Genomic DNA, 4,022 nt, shown 5'->3' on the forward strand with positions numbered 1-4,022 from the left:
CCGCTTCAACGCGGCCACCGGCCTGGACAGCAAGGTCCCGGCGGGCAAGCAGGTCACCGTTCCGGTCACCGTCGAGGGCGCGGCCAAGGGCAGCAACCTGAAGTCGCTGTCGGTGTACGTGTCGTACGACTACGGCAAGACCTGGAAGAAGCTCGACGTCAAGAAGGGCAAGGTCTCCTTCAAGAACCCGGCGAAGGGGAAGGCCATCTCCTTCCACGCCAAGATCGCCGACAAGAAGGGCAACAAGTCGACGATCTCGATCTACAACGCGTACTACGGCAAGTAGGCCGTAGGGCCCGTACGTGAGAGGCCCGCCGGGAGCCCTGGCTTCCGGCGGGCCGCTTTCGCGTCTACGGGGCCGGGCTCTCGGCCCCCGCCCGGGTCGCGTCCGCCCCCCAGCTCGCCAGCAGGTGCAGGGCCTGAGCCGACGGGGTGCCCGGCTCCGCGTGGTACGTGACCAGGGACTGCTCGGCGTCGTCGACCAGGCGGAACGTCTCGAACGACAGCGTCAGGTCGCCGACCAGGGGGTGGCGCATGCGCTTGACGCCGTAGCTCTTCTCCTTGACGTCGTGCGCGGCCCACAGGCGGCGGAACTCCTCGCTCTTCACCGACAGCTCGCCCACCAGGGCCGACAGCTGCGGGTCGTCCGGGTGGCAGCCCGCGTCCATGCGCAGGTAGCCGACGATGTCGGCCGCCTTCTGGTCCCACTCGACGAACAGCTGGCGGTACTCGGGCCGCAGGAACACCATCCGCGCCCAGTTCCGCTCCTGGGCCGGCAGCTCCGCCCAGTCGCCGAAGAGGGCCGCGGCCATCCGGTTCCAGGCCAGGACGTGCGAGCGGCGCCCGACGACGTACGCCGGGACGCTGTCGATCGAGTCCAGCAGGTGCCGCAGCGCCGGCCGCACCTGCTGGCTGCGCGCCACCGGCTTCTTCTTGTGCTGCTTCGGCTTGGCCAGGTGCGTCAGGTGTGCGTGCTCGGCGTCGTTCAGCCGCAGGGCGCGCGCGATCGCGTCCAGGACCTCGGCCGAGACGTTGTGGCCGTTGCCCTGCTCCAGCCGCGTGTAGTACGCCACGGACACCCCGGCCAGCTGGGCCAGCTCCTCCCGGCGCAGCCCGGGCACCCGCCGCCGCCCGAAGTCGGGCAGCCCCACGTCCTCCGGCTTCAGCCGGGCACGCCGGGTGCGCAGGAACTCGCTGAGTTCGGTGCGCCGGTCCAGACCGCCTCCGGCCGTCTGTGCGGGTTCGGGCTGTTCGTCCACCATGCCGTCCAGTATGGCCGGTCGTACGCACACGAGCCTGACCCCGCCAGTGGTACGCAGGCTGTGCGTACGCAAAAGCGTGGTCTGGGTGGCGGCCCGGGATTCCGGCACGGTGGAGTGCGTGCCCGGCCGGAAGATCCGGAAGGCAGCCGGGCATACGACCCCGCTAGGAGAACCCTCGGCATGACCACTGTTGCTGCGTACGCCGCTCCCGCCCCCAAGGCACCGCTGGAGCGCACCACCATCGAACGCCGCCAGGTCGGCGAGTACGACGTCCTGATCGACATCAAGTTCGCCGGCATCTGCCACTCCGACATCCACCAGGCCAACGAGGGCTGGGGCGAGGGCATCTTCCCGATGGTCCCCGGCCACGAGATCGCCGGTGTCGTCTCCGAGGTGGGCCCGGGGGTGACGAAGTTCGCCGTCGGCGACCGCGTGGGCGTCGGCTGCATGGTCGACTCGTGCCGCGAGTGCGACAACTGCAAGGCCGGCCGCGAGCAGTACTGCGTCAAGGGCAACATCCCGACCTACAACGGCATCGGCAAGGACGGCGAGCCCACCTACGGCGGCTACTCGCAGAAGGTCGTCGTCGACGAGAACTTCGTCGTCCGCATCCCCGACGGCCTCGCCCTGGACGTCGCCGCGCCGCTGCTGTGCGCCGGCATCACCCTCTACTCGCCGCTCAGGCGCTTCGGCGCCGGCCCCGGCAAGAAGGTCGCGATCGTCGGCCTCGGCGGCCTCGGCCACATGGGTGTGAAGATCGCGCACGCGCTCGGCGCCGAGGTGACCGTGCTGTCGCAGTCCCTGCGCAAGCGGGAGGACGGCCTGAAGCTGGGCGCGGACCACTACTACGCCACCAGCGACCCGAAGACCTTCGAGGAGCTGGCCGGCACCTTCGACCTGATCGTCTCCACGGTCTCGGCCCCGCTGGACTTCGGCGCCTACCTGTCGCTGCTGAAGACCGAGGGCACGCTGGCCAACGTCGGCGCCCCCGAGGAGCCCATCTCCCTGAACCTCTTCTCGGTGATCGGCGGCGGCAAGTCCCTCGCCGGTTCCATGATCGGTGGCATCGCGGAGACCCAGGAGATGCTGGACTTCTGCGCCGAGCACGGCCTGGGCGCCGAGATCGAGCTGATCCGCGGCGACCAGATCAACGAGGCGTACCAGCGGGTCCTCGCCAGCGACGTGCGGTACCGGTTCGTGATCGACACGGCCACGATCTGAGACCGGACGGTTTCGTGACCCCGAGGGCCCCGGCGCACCCGCGCCGGGGCCCTCGGGGCGCTCTCGTGATGCGCGGGGGCGGGCCCGCGGGGTACACAGGTGGAGTGCACCAGGGGGTTCACCGGTACGTCAGGGGAGGCCCGCCATGACCGTGCAGCTGAACCACACCATCGTCGCCGCGCACGACAAGCGCGCCTCGGCCCGGTTCCTCGCCGACATCCTCGGGCTGGAGGTGAGCGCGCCCTACGGCCCGTTCCTCCCGGTCGAGATCTCCAACAGTGTCACGCTCGACTTCATGGACAGCCCCGGCGCCATCACCCCGCAGCACTACGCCTTCCTGGTCTCGGAGGAGGAGTTCGACCAGATCCTCGCCCGGATCCAGGAGGCCGGCCTGACGTACTGGGCGGACCCGTTCCACAGCCGCCCCGGCGAGATCAACCACAACGACGGCGGCCGGGGCGCGTACTTCGACGACCCCGACGGCCACCGCCTGGAGATCATCACCAGGCCGTACGGCAGCGGCGGGTGACCCGGCCGGTCAGGTCAGGGCCGGACCCTACTCGCCGGAGGTCCCGCCGAAGGTCCACACGGCACGGGGGCCGGGGCCGACGACCAGGTCCGAGTGGCCGAGCCGCTCCACGTGCCGGTCGGGCACCGGCCTGTTCAGGGACATCTCCACCCGCTTCAGACCCACCTGGTCGAGCGGCACGGCGTCGAACCGGAGAGTGGTGCCGCCGCCCTTCGCGACGACACCCCCGTCCGGCACGGACCGCACGGCGAACCCGCCTGCCTTCAGCAGCGGCACGGTGTTGGCCAGGTCCCGGGCGGTCACCGCGAGCCGGATGGCGGTCACGTCCCGCATCAGATGGTCACGGTAGCCGTCGGACAGGTAGCGCTCCCGGCCCACGTCACCGGGGTACGCGGCGGGCTCGGTGTTGCCGCGCGGGTCGGCGAAGTACTCGGGCCGGTACTCCATGCCCCACGCGCCGAACACGTCGTACTGGTCGGTGGTGAAGACCGCGTCGAACCACGGCACGGGGACGCCGTCGCCGAAGTCACGCGTCTGCAGGAACTCCACCGGGTCGCCGCTGCCCTGCTCGCGCAGCCGGGCCACGACCGTCGCGAGGTCGCCCGCCCGCTCCGCCGAGACGCCCATGCCGCCGGCGCCGAGGGTGCCGTCCTTGCCGGGCAGGTCGCCGACGCCGAACAGTTCCAGGTAGGTCTCGCGGCCCATGAGGTAGCGGCCGGTCCAGGTCTGTCCACCGGAGCCGGTGCTGGTGCGGACCTGGAAGTTGGCGAAGTCCCGGAGGTACGCCGAGTGCTCGATCGCGTCGGCGGTCTCCCGGTCGAGCACGCCGTAGGCGTGGTTGTAGTACAGCAACTGCCGCCCGCCCCCGCCGCCGTCCTCGGCGTGCGCGGCACCCTGGACCGCCCCCGCGAGGGTCAGGGTCATGACCATGATCGCCTGTAACGCTCGTCTGAGAACCATGCGGGGAGCGTAGGCCGGGAGGAATCCGTTCCGCTGCGGATTTCGGCGCT

5 protein-coding genes are annotated in these 4,022 nt (G+C 70.7%); 3 read left to right on the top strand and 2 right to left on the bottom strand.

Annotation, left to right across the window (positions count from 1 at the left end):
* Nucleotides 1-286 (top strand): hypothetical protein (locus RIN80_RS26395; protein WP_309098152.1); only part of this gene is annotated, 286 nt, incomplete at its 5' end.
* Between the two features lie 64 nt (nt 287-350).
* On the opposite strand, the gene RIN80_RS26400 is transcribed toward RIN80_RS26395, so the two are convergent.
* Nucleotides 351-1,259: a helix-turn-helix domain-containing protein gene (locus RIN80_RS26400; protein ID WP_375141821.1), complete on the bottom strand. Its 909-nt coding sequence runs from the start codon at nt 1,257-1,259 to the stop codon at nt 351-353.
* A 183-nt stretch (nt 1,260-1,442) separates the two neighbouring features.
* On the opposite strand from RIN80_RS26400, the gene RIN80_RS26405 reads away from it, so the two are divergent.
* Nucleotides 1,443-2,483, top strand: a complete 1,041-nt coding sequence (locus RIN80_RS26405; RefSeq protein WP_309098154.1) for an NAD(P)-dependent alcohol dehydrogenase — start codon at nt 1,443-1,445, stop codon at nt 2,481-2,483.
* 145 nt (nt 2,484-2,628) lie between these two features.
* Nucleotides 2,629-3,012, top strand: a complete 384-nt coding sequence (locus RIN80_RS26410) for a VOC family protein (RefSeq protein WP_309098155.1) — start codon at nt 2,629-2,631, stop codon at nt 3,010-3,012.
* A gap of 27 nt (nt 3,013-3,039) precedes the next feature.
* Here RIN80_RS26410 and RIN80_RS26415 read toward each other — a convergent pair whose 3' ends face one another.
* Nucleotides 3,040-3,972, bottom strand: coding sequence for a DUF5829 family protein (locus tag RIN80_RS26415; protein ID WP_309098156.1), 933 nt, complete (start codon nt 3,970-3,972; stop codon nt 3,040-3,042).
* Between the last annotated feature and the right edge of the window lie 50 nt (nt 3,973-4,022).

This window comes from Streptomyces sp., from assembly GCF_031181705.1.
GTDB lineage: Bacteria > Actinomycetota > Actinomycetes > Streptomycetales > Streptomycetaceae > Streptomyces.

Excerpts from the sequence above, each read along its gene's own strand:
- RIN80_RS26405 (WP_309098154.1), top strand. The coding sequence starts at position 1,443 with ATGACCACTGTTGCTGCGTACGCCGCTCCCGCCCCCAAGGCACCGCTG.
- RIN80_RS26410 (WP_309098155.1), top strand. The coding sequence starts at position 2,629 with ATGACCGTGCAGCTGAACCACACCATCGTCGCCGCGCACGACAAGCGC.
- RIN80_RS26415 (WP_309098156.1), bottom strand. The coding sequence starts at position 3,972 with ATGGTTCTCAGACGAGCGTTACAGGCGATCATGGTCATGACCCTGACC.